The sequence below is a fragment of the Microbacterium sp. 1S1 genome (assembly GCF_008271365.1).
Taxonomy (GTDB): domain Bacteria; phylum Actinomycetota; class Actinomycetes; order Actinomycetales; family Microbacteriaceae; genus Microbacterium.
The window spans coordinates 3,058,384-3,077,507 of sequence record NZ_CP043430.1; the positions used below are offsets into that span (position 1 = coordinate 3,058,384).

The 19,124-nt window shown below is 71.4% G+C and carries 19 protein-coding genes; 4 read left to right on the forward strand and 15 right to left on the reverse strand.

Going from position 1 to position 19,124, the window contains the following annotated elements:
• The first annotated feature begins 15 nt into the window (after nucleotides 1-15).
• Nucleotides 16-168, forward strand: a complete 153-nt coding sequence (locus FY549_RS16580; protein WP_187614883.1) for a hypothetical protein — start codon at nucleotides 16-18, stop codon at nucleotides 166-168.
• A 3-nt stretch (nucleotides 169-171) separates the two neighbouring features.
• Here FY549_RS16580 and FY549_RS14800 read toward each other — a convergent pair whose 3' ends face one another.
• The 13 genes from FY549_RS14800 to FY549_RS14860 form a co-directional block, all read right to left on the reverse strand.
• Entirely contained in the window at nucleotides 172-384 is a 213-nt protein-coding gene (locus FY549_RS14800; protein WP_149085690.1) for a DUF2188 domain-containing protein, read from the reverse strand.
• Nucleotides 384-701, reverse strand: a complete 318-nt coding sequence (locus FY549_RS14805; RefSeq protein WP_149085691.1) for a sugar ABC transporter ATPase — start codon at nucleotides 699-701, stop codon at nucleotides 384-386. The genes FY549_RS14800 and FY549_RS14805 overlap by 1 nt, the downstream gene beginning before the upstream one ends.
• 172 nt (nucleotides 702-873) lie before the next feature.
• Nucleotides 874-3,930, reverse strand: coding sequence for a hypothetical protein (locus tag FY549_RS14810; protein ID WP_149085692.1), 3,057 nt, complete (start codon nucleotides 3,928-3,930; stop codon nucleotides 874-876).
• Between the two features lie 37 nt (nucleotides 3,931-3,967).
• Entirely contained in the window at nucleotides 3,968-4,318 is a 351-nt protein-coding gene (locus FY549_RS14815) for a hypothetical protein (protein WP_149085693.1), read from the reverse strand.
• Nucleotides 4,319-4,455: 137 nt separating this feature from the next.
• Nucleotides 4,456-5,241, reverse strand: coding sequence for an SDR family NAD(P)-dependent oxidoreductase (locus tag FY549_RS14820; protein WP_149085694.1), 786 nt, complete (start codon nucleotides 5,239-5,241; stop codon nucleotides 4,456-4,458).
• Nucleotides 5,238-5,912 (reverse strand): GntR family transcriptional regulator, encoded by a 675-nt coding sequence (locus FY549_RS14825; RefSeq protein WP_149085695.1) that lies wholly within the window; start codon nucleotides 5,910-5,912, stop codon nucleotides 5,238-5,240. Before FY549_RS14825 ends, FY549_RS14820 begins: the two co-directional genes overlap by 4 nt.
• 4 nt (nucleotides 5,913-5,916) lie before the next feature.
• Nucleotides 5,917-6,804, reverse strand: coding sequence for a hypothetical protein (locus FY549_RS14830; protein WP_149085696.1), 888 nt, complete (start codon nucleotides 6,802-6,804; stop codon nucleotides 5,917-5,919).
• Nucleotides 6,801-8,315: a sugar porter family MFS transporter gene (locus FY549_RS14835; protein WP_149085697.1), complete on the reverse strand. Its 1,515-nt coding sequence runs from the start codon at nucleotides 8,313-8,315 to the stop codon at nucleotides 6,801-6,803. The genes FY549_RS14830 and FY549_RS14835 overlap by 4 nt, the downstream gene beginning before the upstream one ends.
• A complete protein-coding gene (locus FY549_RS14840) occupies nucleotides 8,305-9,900 on the reverse strand; it encodes an N-acyl-D-amino-acid deacylase family protein (RefSeq protein WP_149085698.1) in 1,596 nt (531 codons plus the stop codon). The genes FY549_RS14835 and FY549_RS14840 overlap by 11 nt, the downstream gene beginning before the upstream one ends.
• A gap of 4 nt (nucleotides 9,901-9,904) precedes the next feature.
• Complete coding sequence (locus FY549_RS14845) at nucleotides 9,905-10,633, reverse strand: amino acid ABC transporter ATP-binding protein (protein ID WP_149085699.1); 729 nt, start codon at nucleotides 10,631-10,633, stop codon at nucleotides 9,905-9,907.
• Nucleotides 10,630-11,337 (reverse strand): amino acid ABC transporter permease, encoded by a 708-nt coding sequence (locus FY549_RS14850; protein ID WP_149085700.1) that lies wholly within the window; start codon nucleotides 11,335-11,337, stop codon nucleotides 10,630-10,632. The genes FY549_RS14845 and FY549_RS14850 overlap by 4 nt, the downstream gene beginning before the upstream one ends.
• Nucleotides 11,337-11,999 (reverse strand): amino acid ABC transporter permease, encoded by a 663-nt coding sequence (locus FY549_RS14855; protein ID WP_149085701.1) that lies wholly within the window; start codon nucleotides 11,997-11,999, stop codon nucleotides 11,337-11,339. The genes FY549_RS14850 and FY549_RS14855 overlap by 1 nt, the downstream gene beginning before the upstream one ends.
• A 52-nt stretch (nucleotides 12,000-12,051) precedes the next feature.
• Entirely contained in the window at nucleotides 12,052-12,870 is an 819-nt protein-coding gene (locus FY549_RS14860) for a transporter substrate-binding domain-containing protein (protein WP_149085702.1), read from the reverse strand.
• A 179-nt stretch (nucleotides 12,871-13,049) separates the two neighbouring features.
• Here FY549_RS14860 and FY549_RS14865 point away from each other — a divergent pair, with 179 nt between their 5' ends.
• From FY549_RS14865 to FY549_RS14875, 3 genes are read left to right on the forward strand one after another with little or no spacing between them, the layout of a single operon-like run.
• A complete protein-coding gene (locus tag FY549_RS14865) occupies nucleotides 13,050-14,189 on the forward strand; it encodes a mandelate racemase/muconate lactonizing enzyme family protein (protein WP_149085703.1) in 1,140 nt (379 codons plus the stop codon).
• Between the two features lie 30 nt (nucleotides 14,190-14,219).
• The gene (locus tag FY549_RS14870) at nucleotides 14,220-14,858 is read left to right on the forward strand and encodes a bifunctional 4-hydroxy-2-oxoglutarate aldolase/2-dehydro-3-deoxy-phosphogluconate aldolase (RefSeq protein WP_149085704.1); all 639 of its coding nucleotides are present in this window, start codon (nucleotides 14,220-14,222) and stop codon (nucleotides 14,856-14,858) included.
• Nucleotides 14,773-15,807: a sugar kinase gene (locus tag FY549_RS14875; RefSeq protein ID WP_262380988.1), complete on the forward strand. Its 1,035-nt coding sequence runs from the start codon at nucleotides 14,773-14,775 to the stop codon at nucleotides 15,805-15,807. Before FY549_RS14870 ends, FY549_RS14875 begins: the two co-directional genes overlap by 86 nt.
• A gap of 122 nt (nucleotides 15,808-15,929) precedes the next feature.
• On the opposite strand, the gene FY549_RS14880 is transcribed toward FY549_RS14875, so the two are convergent.
• Both FY549_RS14880 and FY549_RS14885 read right to left on the reverse strand, forming a co-directional pair.
• Nucleotides 15,930-17,393 carry a purine-cytosine permease family protein gene (locus tag FY549_RS14880; RefSeq protein WP_149085705.1) on the reverse strand — a complete coding sequence of 488 codons (1,464 nt, stop codon included), beginning with the start codon at nucleotides 17,391-17,393 and terminating at the stop codon, nucleotides 15,930-15,932.
• Nucleotides 17,394-17,462: 69 nt separating this feature from the next.
• Complete coding sequence (locus FY549_RS14885) at nucleotides 17,463-19,106, reverse strand: amidohydrolase (protein WP_149085706.1); 1,644 nt, start codon at nucleotides 19,104-19,106, stop codon at nucleotides 17,463-17,465.
• Between the last annotated feature and the right edge of the window lie 18 nt (nucleotides 19,107-19,124).

A 19,124-nucleotide genomic window follows, 5' to 3' on the forward strand; every position in this document is an offset into this window, starting at 1 on the left:
CTCTACCCTGAGGCGATGACGAACCGCGAGGGGGCGGCACCCCACTGCCCGGAAGACGACGTCGTGATGCTCGCCGTCGCGGGCGGCTGGAGGTGCCCGGAGTGCGGACACCTCCAGCAGCCGCAGGATGCCGAGGACCCGGAAGCCTTCCGGAATCCGGGCTGGTGATCATCAGGCGTCGTCCGGGTCACCCCCGTCGGTGATGACGCCGGTCGGCTCGCTGTGCTCGATCTCGTGGCGGACGCCGTGCTCGGACGCGAGTGCCTCCCCCTCTTCGATCGCCTCGTCGCGGCTGGTGTAGCTGCGGGAGAGTTCGGGGGCACCGTCCACCTCGTTCACCCACTGGCCGTTCTTGGATCGGGTCACGATCGATGCGATGGCCATCAGACGTCTCCGGGGCCCAGGTCGCCCTGCCCGTCGTCGCCGAGGTCGGCGAGCACCGGGTCATCCCCCTGGCTCTCGGGCTGCGGAGCGGAACCAGGCAGGTCCGTCGCCGGCACCTGGTCGTCGGGGTCGGGGATCTCGTCGGGATCACGGCCCGTCGCGGTGGTCGCGTCCAGCTCCTCCGGCGTCGCGCCGTCGTCGAGGGCTTCCGTGCGCTCCCATTCCGCCTGCGCGGGATCGTTGCTGGGGTCGGCCTCGGTTGTCGCGTCGCCGTCACGCAGCGGCTGACCGCCGACGTCGTCGGGTGTCGATTCCATGTCTCCTCCTTCGATCGGACTGTCCCCAGTCTCCCCGCCGCAACCGGAGTCGCCGAGGGGCTTGAGGAGTCCTCGCTGAGCAGCTAGGTTCCGGCGCCACCGCGCCTCTCCGTCCCGTAGCTCTCCGACGTCATCTCCTTCCTGCGAACAGCACGACCGTCGGAAGCCCTCATCACAGGGGACGCACCGCCGTGTCGAGAGGTTCCTCCTCGCAGAGCTCGCGGATCGCAGCCGCGAGGGCATCGCGAGAACGCCCGTGCGGGAAGGGACCGGCTGCGACGTCGGCCAGACTCCGTCCGTCGGGTAGAGCCGGAGTCGCCGGATTGACACCCCCGTGCACGAGAAGCGTGCGAGCGAGCGGCGCCACCTCCGTCTCCGCGAGGTCTCGATGCAGGAGCTGCACGAACGGATGGCCGTCCGGGAGCGTGGCGGCGGGCGTCGGCGCGGCGGTCGCGCCGGCTTCGAGCAGCCGCCGCAGCACCGGTTCGTCCCCGGCGTCGAGCGTCGGGTTCGCGAACAGCACGTTGACGGGGCTGAGGAACGAGAGAAGGGGCGAGGCGTCGAGCCGCTGCGCCAGGAGCCAGAGCGCGATCTCGCGCCGACGGGCGGAGTCCGGGTTGCTGAGTGCCGCGTCGAGGAGGAAACGATACGCCGGCGCGTCGACGACGACGTCGAGCAGGTCGTTCAGCGTGCCGGTGAGCGCGAGATCGGGGAACACGCCCAGTCCGGCGTAAACCTGCTCGATCTCCTCGCGCTCGGGCACGCGGTCGAACACGAAGCTCGCGTACGGCGCATCGAGGAGGGTCGGTGGCCCCATCCGCTCGCCCACACGCAGCGCCCACTGAAGCTGCGGCACGCCGATGGCTTCGGCGTAGATCGTCTCGAGCGGGTTCGTCGTGTCCACCTCCTCCCCCGGGAGCGTGGCGCGGACCCGCTGCAGCATGCCGTCGGACGCCCGCCAGTCGACGTCGTCTCGCCAGAACACCGCGTGAACGGCCGGCAGAGTCGTCGCGCCGCCGAGGAGCCCGCCGGCCGTCTCGGTCTGCTCGTTCACACCGCGCCGGACGACGGGGAAGAAGCCTCCAGGATCACGATCGACCACCAGCGACAGCAGGTCGTCGGGCACCCCGGCGAGAAGCGCCACCTGGTCCTCGAAGGAGGGTAGAGGCCGAGCTGCGGCGTCCGGACCGGTCGGGTGGGACAGGAGAAGCCCGCGACCGTCGTGGGTGAAGTGCCACGTCCAGAAGTGGTCTCCCGTGCGGAAGCCGCCGCGCATCGCGTCGGGGACGATCGACGTGCCCTCGAGTGGCGGACCGTCCCACGCCAGGGGTCCGGACGCCGGGGAGTCGCCGACCAGAGCCGACACGTCGGAGAGGATACGGGCCCGGATTCGGAGTTCCCAGGGGCTGCTCCCCCGCGCCAGGTCGAGCACGGCGTCCGGCCTCGCGATGACGATGATGACCTCGGGATCGTCGCCGTACGAATGATCGGGCGTGCCGGCGACCACGGCGACGGCGTGGCCGTTGACCCACCAGAGCGGCGCGGTGAGGAGTCCCGTGGCCCGCATGACGCGAGTCAGTGGACTGCGGCGGTCCGTCCCCGTCTTCTCGTTCCGGGCGTGGATCTCTCCGGCCGCTCCCCATCGCTCGCTCATGACGCGGATGAGGTCCTCCGCCCAGGCCTGCAGGGCGTCGACGGTCCATCGCTCCCCCGACGCGAGCACGACGCGGAGCGCTCGACCGTGGTCGTCGCGAAGGCCGCGTCCGCCGATCTCGAACGTGCGGTCGGCCCAGTCGACGTCCTCCGGCGAGCGCTCCCACCAGGCTGCCGTCACCCGCTCGATGTCGGCCACGAGGTCGCGGTGATCGCCACTCGTGGGCACCGCGTAGCCGAGGCGTTCGGAGTCGGACGGGCGGTCCTGTTCCGGATACGGGCACGCGGCGAAGACCTGCTCGAACCAGGCGCGCCGTTCGTCACCCTCCCGGGACATCTCGTCGACGGTGAGGGCACCGCCCAGGCGGTAGGGCTGGCGCACCGCCGCACCGAAGCCGAAGTCGTCCATGCCGAAGTCGTTGCGACGGCCGATCTCCATGAGCGACGGCGAGACGCACCAGTGTGCTCCGTCGAACCACACCGCCCCGGTGATGACGGGTACAGGTTCGTCCCCGAGCATGCGGAATTCCAGGTCGTGCTCCGCCACCGCGCCCCGGGCGTCCTCGCCACGGGCGGGGATGAGGGCGCGGAGGTCGTCCGGCACTCTGTCCAGCATCCGCGCGGCGAGGATCAGCCAGGCTTCCGCGAGGTCCGCCTCGCGCTCGGACCGGTCCGGGGCATCCGGATCGCCGCCACCATGCTGCTGCTGCACCTCGGCGAGGAACTGCGCCGGTGCCTCTTCCGCGAACGTCGACGTCGGGTCCTGGATGAGTACGAGGATGCGGCCGTCGTCCGTGAACGTCCAGACCGTCGTCACCCCGCTGCGCGACTGCAGGCTGAAGCGGGATGCCGGGACGTCGACGTCGCGCAGCCGCACCTCGCCCGCGCCGAACAGAGTGCTCAGCAGCCAGGCGCGGCGTCGCAGCTCGATCGGATGCTCGCCGTTCATGAGAAGGTCGTTGTGCATGTCCTCTTCCGGCAGGAGCGCGCTGAGGCTGCCGACGGCGTACTCGCGAGGCAGCACGACCATCGCCTGGCGCAGCATGCTCTGCCGGGGTTCGGCGTCCCAGTTCGTGACGAGCACGCAGTACAGGTCACCGCGGTCCCACATCTCCGCCTCGGGAATACCCACCGAGACGAGGACCACGTCGAGGATGCCCTCCGGATCCTGGTTCTCCCCGACGAGCGACGGCGTGCGCACCATCGGCTCACCCCACGCTTCGCGCAGCGACCGGCGCACCGTCTCCGTCCACTCCTCCGCGTAGGCGGCGAACCCGCCGGCGGGAACCTCCAGCTCTGCGGGTGGATTCGGCTTCAGCGACTCGTCCGCGTCGGGGTCGTAGCCTCCGAGCGGGAGCAGCCACACCCCCTGGGACTCCTCCACCTCGACCCCCTCGAACGTGAAGGCGTCGCGCGTCTCCCCGGCGAGCAGGTGCGCGACGAGGCGGTCGAGGAAGCCGGGAACCTCGTCCTCGCCGAACGGCGGCTTGTAGTACGGGAGATCCTCCTCCGTCTCGTCGTTCGCGTCCGCGTCGTCCCTGCCGGTGTCCTCGACCATGCCCCACCCCGTCGTCATCGAAACAGCCTTGGGACGAGCATACGGACGGGCGGCGTCACTCCGCAGAGTCGATGAGCTCGAGGAGCTTCCGCAGCTCGTCCCGGATCTCCTCGTGGTCGTACTGTCCGGCGCGACTCTCCCCCGAGATCACGCCGGAGCGACGCACTTTTCGGAAATCACCGAAGGGAAAGCTGTACGCCTTCTTCGTCTCGGCGTTCTCGCTCTTGTCGATGCCGAGGTGCCAGTGGGAGAACTCCGTCCACCCATGCTCCTCGATGAAGCGGTTCTCGTCTTCTGCGGTGGGCGCCGCCTCGGACCAGTCGTCACGTTCGTCCCGCACGACCTTGCCGTCGCGGACGAGGGAACGCGCGAGCTTCAGCGCCGGTCGGTTCAGTTCGATAGCCATGGCGGAAACGCTAGGACGCGGGACGGCGGAGCCGTAGCCCCTTGACGGGGCATGCAGAAGACCCGGAGACTCTCGCGAGCGTCCTGGCCGGTCTCGTTCGGGCCCTCCGCCGCGGCGCCAGAGATCATCCCCCGCACCTAGAAGGTGTTGGCACTCTTCGCGAGGAGCCCGCCGTCGCACACGAGGTGACTGCCGGTGACGTACGCGCTCTCCGGGCCGAGAAGCCACAGGACGGCGTCGGCGATCTCCTCTGGACGCGCCATTCGCCCCAGCGGGATCTGCTGGCGCGCCGCCTCCCCCAGCTCGGTGCGGCGGGCGGCCAACGCCTCTCCCTCCAAGCCGAAATAGAGGATGTCGGTGTCGGTGGCGCCAGGGACGACGGCGTTGACCCGCACCCCGTCCGGGGCGGCGTCCAATGCGGCGGCCCGCACGAACGCGGAGACGCCACCCTTCGATGCCCCGTAGGCCGTGTTCGCTCCCCCGGCGAAGCCCACGAAGGCCGACGGCGACGAGACGCACACCAGGGAACCGCCCGTGCCCTCGGCTCGCCAGCGGTGGAGGGCCGCGCGTGCCGTCAGGAAGGTCCCGCGGAGGTTGACCGCCATCACGCGGTCCCACGACTCGACGCTCGCCGACGCGAGCGGCTCGCTCACCTCGATGCCCGCGTTCGCGACGACCCCGGTGATCGTTGGCAGACGCTCGGCGGCGGTCGCGAAGGCCGCGTCGACCTCGCTCTCGACGCTCACGTCGCAGCGGAGCGCGAGGGCAGAGGCAGCCCCCGCTGCGAGCGCCGCCGCCGCGGTGTCCGCCAGCGCGCGCTCATCGATGTCGAGGAGGGCGATGTGCTGGCCCCGCGCGGCGGCGCGGAGCACGATACCGCGGCCGATCCCGGCGGCCGCACCGGTGACGACGACCGTGCTCACCGGTCGGCCTCCGCAGCGGTGGCCGCGGAGAAGTGGGTGCGGATGTGCTCCGTGATGGCGGCGAGGCCGTGATCGCGGTCGCCGCTCTGCAACGCGCCGATCAGCTCGCGATGCTGGTCCGCGACGGCATGCGAGTCGCCGTAGTAGTTCGCGTCGCGACGGAAGTAGGCGCGGACCCGCGGCTGGATGGTGCGCCAGATCTGCAGGCAGTGCTGCTGCCCCGACAGGAGCACGATGGCCTCGTGGAAGCGGATGTCGTCGTCCGCGAGCCGGGCGAGGTCGCCCGCGGACGCCGCCTCGTCCATGCTGTCGATGATCGCGGTCAGGGCGGCGACGTCCTCATCGGTGACGACGGCCATCGCCTTCTCGAACGCGAAGCGCTCGAGCGCGATGCGGATGGGCACGAGCACGTTCTCGATCTCCTCCTGCGAGACGCCGAGCACCTCGGTGCCGCGGTAGGGGTACGAGACGACGAGGCCTTCCTGCTCGAGCTGGCGCAGGGCTTCACGCACCGGCGCCCGGCTGGTCCCCAGCTGGGCGGCCAGTTCGAGCTCGGTCAGCTTCTGACCGGGCTCCAGGTCGCCGGTGGTGATGGCCTCGCGGAGGATCTCGGCGACGCGCTCGCGGCGCGACGCCGCAGGGACCGCGGGGAGGGAGGAGAGAGCGCTCATCATGTCATCGTACCGATGCGTGGGAGATTGTCGACAAAGTCCATTCACAACGCACGACGGCGTGGAACGCGTCGCCCGCGGCCAGGCGCTCCACCGACCCGGCCGCGAGCGCATCGCCCACCCCCAGTCCCGCCGCCGTGGACGGCTCCCACGCGATCGTGTCCGCGCGGGGAAGGTCGACGGCGGCGTGGTTGAACCACAGCAACCAGTGCGGCAGCGTCCCGGCGACGTCTCTCAGCGTGATTGAGCCGGCGGGCCCGAGGAGCGCGGCGGCGGCATGCGCCCCGTGACGCGTGACATGGCCCGTCGCGCCGTCCGGGTGCGCCGGCACGGCCGCGACCGGCTCTCCGGCGAACAGCACTTGCCCCGGAGCGAAGAACGCGCGCGAGAAGCAGGGGTGCTCGCCCCACGTGAACGACCGGACCCCCGAACCCGAGTTCCGCACCACGGTCGAGACCGTGAGGGCGCCGTCCTCGAGAACGATCGTGCGCGTCAGCTCCGCCGCCCCGCCGTCGAGGAACGGCCCGTCGGCGACGCACACCACCCGGTCGGCGGCGTGCGCGACGGTCGTCCACGGTACCCGGGGCGCCCACCCGTGCTGCGCCGTGGACGCGGTCGGCAGTCCCGCGCCGGGGAACATGGGGAACCAGCCGCCGACCAGCACCTCCTCGTCGAACTCCTGCGCCGACTCCTCCCCCGTCAGCCCCGAGGGCACGAGCACGCGCGGGGGACGACCATCGGACCACAGCACGTCTCCGCCGCCCGGATCGAGCTCATGGATCAGGCAGCCGTGCGCGGGCACGACCGTGGCCCGTGCACGGCCCGCCCACAGGACGTGGACGGTCGCCCGGTCCGACGCGGGCTCCCCGCCACCCGGGCGCGACGTCGTCATCGTGACGGGCCCTCCGTCCCGCCGCGCCCCACGCTCGCCTCCATCTCCTCGAGCGAGCGGCCGTTGGTCTCCCGGACCCCGAAGTACACGAGCAGGAACGACAGCGCCGCCATCATCGCGTACAGGGCGTAGCTACCGGGCAGCGACACATCCCGCAGGCTGGGGAACGAGAAGTTGAGCGCCACGCCCGCGAGCCAGTTCGCCGCGGCGCACACGGACAGGGCGACGCCGCGGATCCGGTTGGGGAACATCTCCCCCAGCAGCACCCAGACGACCGGCCCCCAGGACACCGCGAACGCGACCACGAAGAGGTTCGCGCCGATCAGCGTCACCGGGCCCCACACGCCGTCGAGCTGGGGCGCCCCGTCCACGAGGCGCGCCGTGGAGAAGCCGATGCTCACGATCACGAGGCTGACGAACATGCCCGCCGAGCCGGTCAGCAGGAGCCGGCGGCGCCCGACCCTGTCGATGAGGACGATCGCGACGACGGTGGCCGCCACGTTGATGAAGGAGCTCAGCACCGACAGCCCGAACGCGGCGGACTCCTCGAAGCCGACCGACTCCCACAACGAGGTGGAGTAGTAGAAGATGACGTCGATGCCGACGAGCGCCTGCAGCGCGGCCACCCCGATGCCCACCCACACCACGGGGAGGAGCCCCCGACGCCGGTCCAGGAGGTCGCGGAAGCGCCCCGCGTCCTTGTGCTGCAGCGACTCCTCGATGCGGTCCGTGAGCAGTCGCGCCTCGGCCGGCGCGACGCGCTGCAGCCGCATCAGCACCCGACGCGCCGCCTCCACCCGGCCACGAGCCACGAGGAATCGCGGGGACTCCGGGACGACGAGCGCGAGCACCAGGTAGATCAGCGCCGGCACCACCCCCGCGATGAACATCCAGCGCCAGGCCGGCAGCCCGAGGAACAGCTCCGCATCCGCGCCGCCGAGCACCCACGCAATCCCGCTGTCCGAGAGCAAGGCGACGAAGATCCCCAGCACGATCGCCATCTGCTGCATCGAGGCGAGGCGTCCGCGGACGTGGGCCGGCGCGATCTCCGAGATGTAGAGGGGGCCGAGCACGGTCGCGAACCCGACCGCGATTCCGGTGACCAGCCGCCACACGGCGAGGTCGACCACCCCCTGCGCGAGACCGCACCCGATCGCGGCGACGAAGAAGACGACGCCGGCGGTGAGCATGGTGCGGGGCCGACCGATGCGATCCGCGATCCACCCGGCGCCGAGCGCCCCCACCGCTGCCCCGAGGAGCGTGACGGCGACCACGACGCCCAGACCGACGGCGTCCAGTCCGAGGTTGTTCTCGATGGCGGTGACCGCGCCGTTGATGACGGCCGTGTCGAAGCCGAAGAGGAAGCCGCCGACAGCGGCCGCGGCGGCGAACCCGGTCACGGCCGGGGTGAGGCGTCCGCTCTCCCCCGGCGGGGGCGTCGTGGCGGCGCTCCGGCGACGGCGGGGTTCCGGCGCGGTGCCGGCGACGGCGGATGAGGATTCAGAGGACATCGGCTCTCTCCAGTCGGATTCCGGGTCGGTGCACGGTGCGCGCTCCCGACGAGACCACCGGGGTGCCGTTCACCCAGACGTGGCGGGCGGCGGTGGCGTAGGTCTCGGGCAGGACGAAGGTGTCCGTCGCCCGCAGCAGTTCGGGGTCCCACAGGACCAGGTCGGCGAAGGCCCCCTCGGCGACGACGCCCCGGTCGCGGAGGCGGAAGTGCCGCGCGACCGCGCCGGTCATCTTGTGCACGGCCTCCTCCAGCGTGAGGGTGCCCGCGCGCAGTGCGTGATGGCTCAGGAAGTGCTGGGAGCCGTGGAAGAACAGGGGGTGCGGGGTCCGGGCACCGAGGACGCCGTCCCGGCGGGACGTGAAGCCGTCCACGCCGAGGAGGAAGCGCTCATGGCGCACCGCCTCGGCGACGTGGTCGGGATGGAACAGCGCTCCCATGAACTGCACGGCTCCGAGGTCGCCACCCGACGCCGCCATGATGTCGAAGTAGGCGTCCCATTCGTCCGTCCCGTTCGCCGCCGCGATCTCCGGGAGGATCAGCCCCTCCCAGTCGGGGGTGGCCGGGCTCACCGCCAGCCGGACGCGCTCCCACTGGCCCCGGTGCACGAAGCGCCAGTACCGGTCGGCGTCCGCACGCACCCGCGCACGCACCGCCGGATCGCGGAGGGCGGCGGCCGCGGCCTCCTCCCCGGCCGAGAGCAGCCAGTCGGGCAGCAGTCCCGCGGCGAGCCCGATGCCGTCGGGATAGGGGGTCATGTCCGCGAGGACGTCGACCCCGGACCGGCGCTCGCTCTCCAGCCGGGCCACCGCCTCCTCCCACGCCCCCTCGTGGGCGCCGGTGTCGTGCCGCACGTTCAGATGCGACAGCTGCGCGCGCAGCTCCCCGGCGTGGACGACGCGGAAGAACTCCGCCACGGCCTCCGCGAGCGCCATATCCCGGTTGCGGATGTGGCTGGCGTACATGGCGTCGTGGCGTCCCGCCACGCGGGCCAGCGCCTCCAGCTCCGGCGTCGAGGCGTTGCGCCCCGCGCCGTACTCCAGGCCGGAGCTGAAACCCAGCGCGCCGGCGTCGAGCGCCTCGTGGAGGTGCCGCTCCATGGTGCGCACCAGGTCGCCCTCCGTCCGCGCGGCGGCGCGACGCAGACCCGTGTGCCCGACGAACCAGGCGAGGTTCTGCGCCGTGCCGCCGTCGTGCACGACGGCGAGGAGGTCGGCGAACGACCGCCAGCGCACCTCACCGTCGTAACCGAAGGCCGCGAGTGCCCGGCGGGCGGTCTCCTCGTCGCCGTCGGCGATCGGCGCGTACGTGACGCCGCAGTTGCCCACGACCTCGGTCGTCACCCCCTGGTGCACCGTGCTCAGTGCATCGCGGTTTCCGAGGACCGACCAGTCGCTGTGGCTGTGCGGGTCGATGAGCCCCGGGGTGAGGAGCAGGCCGCCCGCGTCGAGCTCCGCGGCGGCGGCGATGCCGGCCTCAGGCGCGACGACCGCGATGCGATCGCCGACGATCCCGACGTCGGCCGGGAACGGCTCCGCCCCGGTGCCGTCGATGACGGTCGCCCCGCGGATGAGGAGGTCGACCACGACGTCAGAGCACCTTCCCGAGGAACGCCCGCGCCCGCTCGGTCTGCGCGTGGGACAGCAGCTGCTGCGGGGTGCCGCTCTCGACGATGCGCCCGTCGTCCATGTAGATGACACGGTCGGCGACCTCGCGGGCGAAGCCGATCTCGTGCGTGACGACGACCATCGTCATGCCCTCCTGCGCGAGCCCCTTCATCACGGAGAGGACCTCGCCGACGATCTCGGGGTCCAGCGCCGAGGTCGGCTCGTCGAAGAGCATCACGCGCGGCTGCATCGCGAGGGCGCGGGCGATCGCGACGCGCTGGGCCTGCCCGCCGGACAGGTTGCCCGGGTGGGCGTCGGCCTTGGCGGACAGCCCGACCTTCGCCAGCAGGGCGTCGGCCCGCGCGGCGGCCTCCGACGCCCCGATGCCGAGCACCTTGCGCGGGGCGAGCGTGACGTTCTCCCGCGCCGTGAGGTGGGGGAAGAGGTTGAACTGCTGGAACACCATGCCGACATCGCGGCGGACGGCGGCGAGGTCGGCCCGGCGCTCCTTCGCGGTGAGCAGGTGCCCGTTCACCTCGATGCTGCCGTGGCTGGGCGTCTCCAGCCCGTTCATGCAGCGCAGCAGGGTGCTCTTGCCGGAGCCGGACGCTCCGATGATGCAGACGACCTCGCCTTCGGCGACGTCGCACGTGATCCCGTGCAGCACCTCGGTGGCGCCGAAGCTGAGCCGCAGGTCGGTGACAGTGATCATTTCGAGTCTCCTCGGGAAAGGGTGAGCGCGTCCTCCACCCGGGGCGGGCGCGCATGGATGGTGAGTCGGCGTTCGTAGCGGCGGCCGGCGACGGAGAGGGCGAAGCAGATGACGAAGTAGACCGCCCCCACCACGAGGTAGGCGAGGATCGGCTGGCCTGTCTGCGAGGCGACGATGTTGCCCGCCCGGGTGAGCTCGATCAGGCCGATGACGGCCACCAGCGAGCTGTCCTTGATGAGCACGACGAGGAAGCCGATGCCCGGCGGCACCATGATGCGCGCCGCCTGCGGCATCACCACGAAGCGGAGCTGCTGCGGCCAGGAGAGCCCCAGCGCCTGCGCCGCCTCGAACTGTCCGCGCGGGAGGGCCTGGATGCTGCCGCGGACGATCTCACTGATGTACGCCGAGGCGAAGATCGTGAGGGCGATCACGGCCGCCCAGTAGTCCGGCACGTTGCTGCCCGGCGACATCAGGGGCAGGGCGAAGTAGACGAAGAAGATGATGAGCAGCACGGGGACCCCGCGGATCGCCCCCACCCAGATCGCGCTGATCCAGCGCAGCGGGGCGAACGGGCTGGCCGCGAGGATGCCGGAGAGGACGCCGACCACCCCGCCGAGGAGCACCGCCAGGAGGCAGATCTGCAGCGTCACGAACGCGCCCTGCAGGATGAGGAGGAGATCGGGCAGATCGAACGACGTGAACATCAGGCCACCTTCCAGCGGATCCCGCGCGTCTCCAGGAGACGGGACGCCCCCGCGATGAGGAACGCGACGAGGAAATAGAGCAGGCCGCCGACGACGAACGTCTCGATCGTGCGGAAGGTGCTCGTCGTGATGCCCATCATCACGTGCATGAGCTCGGGCACCGCGACGATGGAGGCGATGGAGGACGCGAGGAACAGCAGGATCACCTGGTTCGTCAGCGACGGCAGGACGTTGCGCAGGGCGGGCACGAGACGCACGTGGAAGAACGTCGTGCGTCGCGAGAGGCCCAGGGCGTCCGCCGCCTCGATCTGCCCCCGCGGGATCGCCTCGAAGCCGGCGCGGTAGATCTCCGCGAGGTACGCGGAGTTGTTGACGCTGAGGGCGAGGATGCCCGCGGTGATCGGGTCGAAGTTGACGCCGACGGACGGCAGGGCGAAGTAGATCAGGTACAGCTGCAGCAGCAGCGGCGTGTTCCGGATCACCTCGACGTACGCGGCGCCGATCGCGCGGAGCACGGGGAGACGGGAGGCGCGCAGCAGGTACACGCCGACGCCCAGCGGCGACCCGATGAGCACGGCCGCGAGGGTGATGAGGATGCTGATGCCGAGGCCGGCGAGCAGCTCGGGCGCATGGGGGATGAGGTCCCCGAAGAACAGTTGCATGAGTTGTCCGTTCCGGCTGCCCCGCCCGGGGCGGGGGCAGCCGAGGAGGTCGCTACTTGATGAGCTCGGGGACGTCGGTGCCGAGCCACTCGTTGTACGAGTCGTTCGCGGCGTCGCTGATGTTGTAGTTCCGGATGAAGTTGTCGACGTAGTTCAGCCATAGCTGGTCGCCCTGCTTCAGCCCCATCGAGACCACGGACGGGCTCAGCTGCGGCGCGTCGACGACGACGAACTCGTCGCCGGAGTCGGCGAGGATCCCCTGGACGACGGAGTTGCTCTCCATCAGGGCGTCGACCTTGCCACTGCGCAGGGCCTGGATGGAGTCGGCGACCGCCTCGAACAGGCTCGCATCGGCCTCCGGGAAGCGCTTCTCGAGGATGGTGGCGGGCACGCTGCCGCGGGTGGCGGCGACGCTGCGGCCGTCGAGGTCGTCGTACGAGGAGATGTCGCTCCCCGTCGGGACCAGGACGACCTGGCCCTCCGCCGCGTAGGGACGGGACATGGCCACCTTCTGCGCACGCTCGTCGAGATTGGTGAGGGCGGCGATGACGATGTCGACCTTGCCGGTCTCCAGCAGCGGGATGCGGTTCGCGTTCGTGGTGGACACGTACTCGATCTCCGCCCCCAGGGAGGCGGCGAGCGCCTGCGCGGCGTCGATGTCGAAGCCCTCGTACTCCCCCGAGCTCTTCATGACTCCGTAGGGCGGGGCGTCCGCGAACACGCCGACGACGAGCGTCTTCTTCTCGAGGACTTTCGTGAGGGTGCTCTCCTGGCCGCCTGCTCCCGCGCTGCCGCTCGAGGTGCACGCGGTGAGGGCGAGGGCGGTCGTCGCGGCCACGGCGAGGCCGGTGAGGATGCGCGTCAACTTCATTGTGATGCCTTTCGGGTTCGGGCCTTCGCGCTGCCGTCGTGCACAACGCTGTGGTCTCTCGTCGCACCGCTGACGGGTGCAGGAACAGACATTACCCACAGATTGCCCAGTTGTCGACAATCGACTATCTTCGGTTTCGGAAGGGGATCCCTTTCCCTCATCACGGTTGGAAGGTCTTCATGCGCATCACCCGAATCGACACGTGCGGACTGCGAGGTGCGACGCCCGAGGGCGGATGGTCGCACGAGCTGCAGCCCGACGACATCGTGCACACCCTCGTGGCGGTCCACACCGACGAGGGCATCGTCGGCGTCGGCAGCGCCTTCACCTCGGAGGCCCTGGTGCGCGGCGCCGTCGACCTGCTCTCCCCGCACCTCATCGGCGAGAACCCGCAGGAGGTCGAGCGCCTGACCGAGACGCTGCACCAGACCGCCTTCTGGATGGGACGCGGCGGATCCCTCACCCACGCGACGAGCGCGATCGACATCGCCCTGTGGGACATCGCCGGCCAGGCGGCCTCCCAGCCCGTCGGACGACTCCTCGGCGGGCGCCACCGCGACCGCGTCCGTCCGTACGCGTCGGTGCTCATGGACGAGGCCGGCCCGATGACCGAGAACCTCGGGGCGCTGGTCGCGGCCGGCTTCTCGGCCTTCAAGATCGGCTGGTGGAAGTTCGGCCGCGTGGACGCGGCGACCGACGAGGCCACCGTCGCCGCCGCGCGGGCCGCGGTCGGCGATCGGCTGCTCGCCGTCGACGCCGGCGGATCCGAGGCCTTCTTCCCGGGCGACAGGGCCTGGGCGAAGCGGACCGCCCGGATGCTCGCCGACTACGACGTCGCCTGGTTCGAAGAGGCCCTCGCCCCGGACGACATCGACGGCTTCGCGGAGCTCCGCGCGACGTCCCCCGTCCGCATCTCGGGCGGAGAGGTGCTCACCCGCCGCCAGAGCTTCCAGCCCTACCTCGACCGGCACGCCTTCGACATCGTGCAGCCCGACACGACGAAGGGCGGAGGACTGAGCGAGTCCCGCCGGATCGGGTGGGCGGCGCAGGACCGCGGCATCCGGCTCATCCCGCACGGCTGGAACACCGGCATCGGGCTCGCCGCCGACCTGCAGCTGGCCTCCGCCCTCTCGGCCACCGACCTCGTCGAGTACAAGACGGGCTCGGCGTACGTCGACGACCTCATCCACGGCGGCTGGACGCTGGACGCCGAGGGCTTCCTCGACATCCCCGCGACGCCCGGGCTCGGAGTGACCCTCGACGAGGACACCCTCGGCCGCTACGGCACCCGCCCCGGGTTCGCCACCGCGACGCCCTGACCGCCCCGCGACCGACCGCAGGAGACCCCCATGCGCCCCACCCCGTCCGACACCCTCACCCGCACCGGCGTGCTGGCCGTGCTCCGCGCGCCCGACGCGAGCCTGTACGAGCCCGTCGTGCGGACCCTCGCCGAGAGCGGCATCCGCTGCATCGAGCTGACCCTGACGACCCCGGGCACGATCGCCGCCCTGCCCCGGCTCATCGCGGCGGCGGGCGAGGCGGAGATCGGGGTGGGGACGGTCCGGGAGGAGCACGAGGCGCGCGCCGCGATCGACGCCGGCGCCCGCTTCCTCGTCTCGCCGGGGATCATGCCCGGGGTGGCGGAGGCGGCCGCCGCCGGGGAGGTGCCGGTCTACCCGGGCGCGATGACGCCGACCGAGGTGGACGCCGCGTGGCGGCTCGGCGCGGCGGCGGTGAAGATCTTCCCCGCCGCGACCGTGGGCCCCGACTACATCGGGCAGCTGCGCGGACCCTTCCCGGACGTGCGCACGCTGCCCTCAGGCGGCATCGCACTGGACGAGATCCCCGCGTGGATCGCCGCCGGCTGCATCGCGGTGAGCCTGGGCGGCCCGCTCCTGGGGGATGCGTTCGCCGGTGGCAGTCTCGTCGCCCTCCGCGATCGCGCTGAGCAGGCGCTCGCGGCCGTCGCCCGCGGACGCGGCGCGTGACCCTCCCGCCGCTCCATGTCGTCACGGTCGGCGAGGCGATGGGCGTGGTCACGAACGACCGGCCCGGCCCCCTCGACTCCTCGCGGGCGCACACGCTGAGCTTCGGGGGCGCGGAGAGCAACGTCGCGATCGGGCTGGCGCGCCTGGGGGGCGCGCGAGCTGGGTCAGCCTGCTGGGCGACGATCCGCTCGGCGATCTCATCGCGCGGGAGCTGCGGGCGGAGGGGGTGGCGGTCCACGCTCCCCTTCGCAGCGGTCGGCCGACGGGGATCATGCACAAGCACCGACGGACTACGGGGATGACCACGGTCAGCTTCTGGCGCGCGGGGAGCGCCGCCTCCCGGCTGACGCCGGCGGACGTCCCCGACGCGCTCCTGGCCACCGCGGACGTCGTCCATCTCACCGGGATCCTCGCCGGGCTCGGCCCCGACTCCCTCGCCTGCGCGCAGGACACGGCGCGCCGGGCCCGGGCGGTCGGGGCCCGCGTGTCGTTCGACGTCAACCATCGCACCGCGCTCTGGCGCGGCCGGGACGCGGGCGCCGCCTACCGTGACCTCGCCGCGGCCGCCGACGTGCTGTTCGCGGGCGAGGAGGAAGCCGCCATCCTGGTCGGCGCGGGGACGCCGGGCGAGCTGGCGGAGAGGCTGCGCGCCCTCGGCCCGCGGGAGGTCGTCATCAAGCGCGGCGCGGCCGGGGCCTTCGCGGACGACGGCTGCGACCGCCTCGACCTGCCGGCCGTGGCCGTCGACGCCGTGGACACGGTGGGCGCCGGGGACGCCTTCGTGGCGGGGTACCTGAGCCTGCGGCCGGAGGAAGCGCCTCTGGCGGAGCGGTTACGGCGCGCGGTGGCGGCGGGAGCCTTCGCTTGTCTGTCGTCCGGCGACTGGGAGGGCGCGCCGACGGCGGCGGAGCTCGCACGGCTCGGCGAAGAGGAGGGGGTGCTCCGATGACACGTGCGGTGCCGCAGATCGATCGTGGCCGTTCGAGGTCCCGCACTCGACGCTGAATCGCGACGGCTGGAGCGCTGGATCATCCCGCTTGCGCCCTCTCGACACAACGGAGGCCGACCGGCTCAACCGCCGATCTGCGTGCGCACCGTCCGTCCCGCGAGCAACGCGTATAGGCCCATCGACACCAGGAGCCCGACCGGCACCGAGAGGTCGAGCCCGCCCAGGGCCGCCCCGAGCGGGCCGGTCCACACCGTCGTCGACAGGAACATCGCGGTGGCGAAGCCCCCGGCGACCACGGAGACGAGACCCGGGATGCCGAAGCCGCCGGTGTACCAGAACCTGCCGCCTGGCCGTTCGTCGAACAGGTCTGTCCCGGAGTACCGGTTGCGGCGCAGGACGATGTCGGCGACGTAGACGCCCATCGTGGGCACGGAGATGATCAGCAGGAACTGCAGCATCAGGTTGACGGCGCTGATCAGATCGGATGCGACGACGAGCACGATCGTGAACGCGCAGCCGAGCGCACCGATGAGGATCGCGGAGGGGATGCGGCGGATCGGCACGCCGATCGACTGCAGGGCCATGCTCGCCGTGTAGGTCGTCATGCCGTTGAGCGAGATGCAGTTCACCAGGACGCCGAGCACGAACAGCGGGGCGAGCCAGGCCGGCAGCTTCTCGAGCAGGGAGTACTCGATGCCGTTCGCGAGACTGTCCGGCCCGATGGAACCGCCCAGCACGACGCCGAAGGCGGTGATGAGCACCGCGGGGAAGAGCTGTCCCAGCGCAGTCGCGCCGATGATGCCGGACGCTTTGGTGTCGCGTGGCAGGTATCGGGCCATGTCGGCGCTGTTGCTGAACGACAGCGGCGACGATGCCATCAGCGCGAACGCGATCGTGACGCTCACCCACAGCGGCAGCCCGCTGAGCGGCTCGGGCTGCGCGAACCCCCAATCCAGCGCGGGCGCGATGAAGCCGATGACGAGTGCGAAGATCACGAACAGCCCGATGGAGATCGCGAGGTAGGCCTTCAGAATGAGGGCGTGGCCGTACACGGCGACGATCACGGTGATCGTCGAGACCACGACCGCCACCAGGATCGATGCCGAGATCGGATCGGGGAAGCCCCACCGCACGAGCAGTTCGCCGCCGATGAACGACGCCGCCACCCAGTTCAGCGCGAGGAAGACCCCCGAGATGAACCAGCCGTAGAACGCGATGACGATCTTGTTGCCGTGGATGCCGTAGATCGCTCGCTGGACCACGGAGCCGGAGGTGCCGGCCGCCGGTCCGGAGATGGCGACGATACCCGGCAGCACAGCGAGTGCGCTCGATGCCAGGATCACGAGCAGCGCCTGCCAGATCTCCAGACCGAGCACGAGCGTCATCGAGGCGCCGACCGTGATGTTCAGCACGCTGACTCCCGGTGCGCTCCACACGAAGAACAGATCGCGCGCTCTTCCGTGCCGTTGGGCGTCGTCGATGAGTTCGATGCCCCGGGTCTCCGGGGTGTTCGCGGAGTCGACGAACTCGGACTCGGATCCGGGCGCGACGGCACCAGAAGCGGGGATGGCGGATGTGTCGGACATGACGGTCCTTCCAGGACAGGCACCCTCCTGCGTCGGTGCAGGGGGCGTTCAGGGATCAGGAGCGGGAGCTCATGGCCGCCGGTAGGCGACCTCGCCGTGCACGAGGGTGAGCAGCACGGCACCGGTGAGCAGGTCGTCGGTCGGCGCGGACAGCGGGTCGATGTCCAGCACGGCGACGTTCGCGAAGAAACCGGGCGCGATCCGGCCGTAGGCGTCGTCGATCGCGCCGACGTGGGCCGCGCCAGACGTCGCCGCAGCGAGCGCCTGCGCGGCGGTGAACGCGCGCTCGGGGTGGTACGGCGGCAGCGCGCGGTCGATCGAGGATCGCCCGGACATCGCGATGAACAGGTTGTGCAGCGCCTCGTGGGGTGCGGTGGGGGCGTCGGTGCCCAGCGCGACGGGGACGTCGACGTCGCGGAACCAGTTCCACGGGAAGCCGTCCTCGGCGCGCTGATCTCCGAGCATCGCCATCCAGTTGTCCAGGATGGCGGGGTCGCAGTGCACCGGCTGCATGGATGCCGCGATGCCGTGCGCGCGCATCCGTGCGACCGTCTCGGGCGCGACCGACTCCAGGTGCTCGATGCGCGGACGGCGGCCGGTGCCGGTGCCGTTCGCCTGCTCACAGGCCTCGACGAGGTCGACGGCGAGTGCGCTCGCCGCGTCTCCGATCGCGTGCATCGCAAGCTGCAGGCCGGCACGGTCGGCGGCGATCGCGACCGGCGTCGCGGCCTCGCGGCTCCAGATCGGGTCGGCGTTCGAGCCGTCGGCGTACGGGCGCACCATCGCGGCAGTGCACGCATCGATCACGCCGTCGAGAATGAACTTCACCCCGACGACCTTCAGCCAGGGCGTGCCCGTGGCAGCGAGCTCGTCGCGCAGCTGCACCGCACGCTCGACCTGGGCGAGATCGGCCGCCGGGTCGCCGGTCGAGCTCAGCCACCAGTGCGCGGTGACCGGGAAGGGCAGCCGACCGTCGCGTTCGAGCCGACGCCGCAGCGCCGCGATCGACTGCTCTGTCATCCCCATGTCGGCGGCACCGGTCACGCCGGCCGCCAGGTACGCGCCGAAGGCGAGGTCGAGGTGGCCGTCCACCTCCTCCTCGGTCCGGATACCGTCGAGATAGTCCGCCAGCAAGTCCATGGCCGCGGTCTCCAGCAGGAACCCGGTCGCCTCTCCGTCCTCGCCCCGCACGACCTGGCCGCCGATCGGGTCGGCGGTGTCGCGGTCGATGCCGGCTGCGCGCAGCGCGGCTGTGTTCACCCAGGTGCTGTGCAGGTCGTTCGCGTCGAGGAAGACCGGGATGTCGTCGATCACCTCGTCGATCATCGCCGCGGTCGGCTGGGTGACGCCGTCAGGCAGAGCGTCGAACAGCCAGCTGACACCCTCGATGATCGTCGCGTCCGGGTTCATCGCCCGCGCCTCGAGCAGCCGCTGCTGGATCTGTGCCACCGAGGTGCAGTCGCGGAGTTGCACCTTGCCCTGCGCGTGGCCGAACATCGCCAGGTGCGCGTGCGCCTCGATGACACCGGGCATCGCGAACGCCCCGCCGAGGTCCACGACGGCGGCACCCTCACCTGCCGCGGAGTGGACCTCCGCCTCCGTGCCGACAGCGAGGATGCGATCGCCGCGCACGGCGAACGCGGACTGCACCGGAGCATCCGCGAGCCCGTCGAAGACGATGGCGTTGCGATAGACGGTGGCGGTGTCGGTCATGGTGTGGTCCCTTCGATC

Coding starts and splice junctions, on each gene's coding strand:
- FY549_RS14805 (WP_149085691.1), bottom strand. CDS start 701: ATGGAATCGACACCCGACGACGTCGGCGGTCAGCCGCTGCGTGACGGC.
- FY549_RS14870 (WP_149085704.1), top strand. CDS start 14,220: ATGCGCCCCACCCCGTCCGACACCCTCACCCGCACCGGCGTGCTGGCC.
- FY549_RS14845 (WP_149085699.1), bottom strand. CDS start 10,633: ATGATCACTGTCACCGACCTGCGGCTCAGCTTCGGCGCCACCGAGGTG.
- FY549_RS14855 (WP_149085701.1), bottom strand. CDS start 11,999: ATGCAACTGTTCTTCGGGGACCTCATCCCCCATGCGCCCGAGCTGCTC.
- FY549_RS14885 (WP_149085706.1), bottom strand. CDS start 19,106: ATGACCGACACCGCCACCGTCTATCGCAACGCCATCGTCTTCGACGGG.
- FY549_RS14880 (WP_149085705.1), bottom strand. CDS start 17,393: ATGTCCGACACATCCGCCATCCCCGCTTCTGGTGCCGTCGCGCCCGGA.
- FY549_RS16580 (WP_187614883.1), top strand. CDS start 16: ATGACGAACCGCGAGGGGGCGGCACCCCACTGCCCGGAAGACGACGTC.
- FY549_RS14825 (WP_149085695.1), bottom strand. CDS start 5,912: ATGAGCGCTCTCTCCTCCCTCCCCGCGGTCCCTGCGGCGTCGCGCCGC.
- FY549_RS14875 (WP_262380988.1), top strand. CDS start 14,773: ATGCGTTCGCCGGTGGCAGTCTCGTCGCCCTCCGCGATCGCGCTGAGC.
- FY549_RS14810 (WP_149085692.1), bottom strand. CDS start 3,930: ATGACGACGGGGTGGGGCATGGTCGAGGACACCGGCAGGGACGACGCG.
- FY549_RS14800 (WP_149085690.1), bottom strand. CDS start 384: ATGGCCATCGCATCGATCGTGACCCGATCCAAGAACGGCCAGTGGGTG.
- FY549_RS14835 (WP_149085697.1), bottom strand. CDS start 8,315: ATGTCCTCTGAATCCTCATCCGCCGTCGCCGGCACCGCGCCGGAACCC.
- FY549_RS14830 (WP_149085696.1), bottom strand. CDS start 6,804: ATGACGACGTCGCGCCCGGGTGGCGGGGAGCCCGCGTCGGACCGGGCG.
- FY549_RS14815 (WP_149085693.1), bottom strand. CDS start 4,318: ATGGCTATCGAACTGAACCGACCGGCGCTGAAGCTCGCGCGTTCCCTC.
- FY549_RS14865 (WP_149085703.1), top strand. CDS start 13,050: ATGCGCATCACCCGAATCGACACGTGCGGACTGCGAGGTGCGACGCCC.
- FY549_RS14850 (WP_149085700.1), bottom strand. CDS start 11,337: ATGTTCACGTCGTTCGATCTGCCCGATCTCCTCCTCATCCTGCAGGGC.
- FY549_RS14860 (WP_149085702.1), bottom strand. CDS start 12,870: ATGAAGTTGACGCGCATCCTCACCGGCCTCGCCGTGGCCGCGACGACC.